Source organism: Niastella populi (assembly GCF_002078015.1).
In the GTDB taxonomy this organism is placed as follows: domain Bacteria; phylum Bacteroidota; class Bacteroidia; order Chitinophagales; family Chitinophagaceae; genus Niastella; species Niastella populi.
Window position 1 is genome coordinate 1 of the sequence record NZ_LWBP01000175.1, and the last position, 311, is coordinate 311.

The following is a 311-nucleotide window of genomic DNA, read 5'->3' on the forward strand; positions in this document are numbered from 1 at the left end:
GGAACCCAAAAACTTTGATTTCTCATAAGGTGCCAAGCAAGTCAAAAAACTCCTTGCCTGATCCCTAGTCGGCATAGTTTATGGTTAAGACTACGACGGTATCTGATCGTCTTCGATCCCCTAACTTTCGTTCTTGATTAATGAAAACATCCTTGGCAAATGCTTTCGCAGAAGTTAGTCTTTCATAAATCCAAGAATTTCACCTCTGACAATTAAATACTAATGCCCCCAACTATCCCTATTAATCATTACTTCGGTCCTAGAAACCAACAAAATAGAACCAAAGTCCTATTTCATTATTCCATGCTAAT

General features: G+C 37.9%; 1 rRNA gene. It reads right to left on the minus strand.

Going from position 1 to position 311, the window contains the following annotated elements:
- A 16S ribosomal RNA gene (locus A4R26_RS36290) occupies positions 1–307 on the minus strand; the annotation flags it as partial.
- Between the last annotated feature and the right edge of the window lie 4 nt (positions 308–311).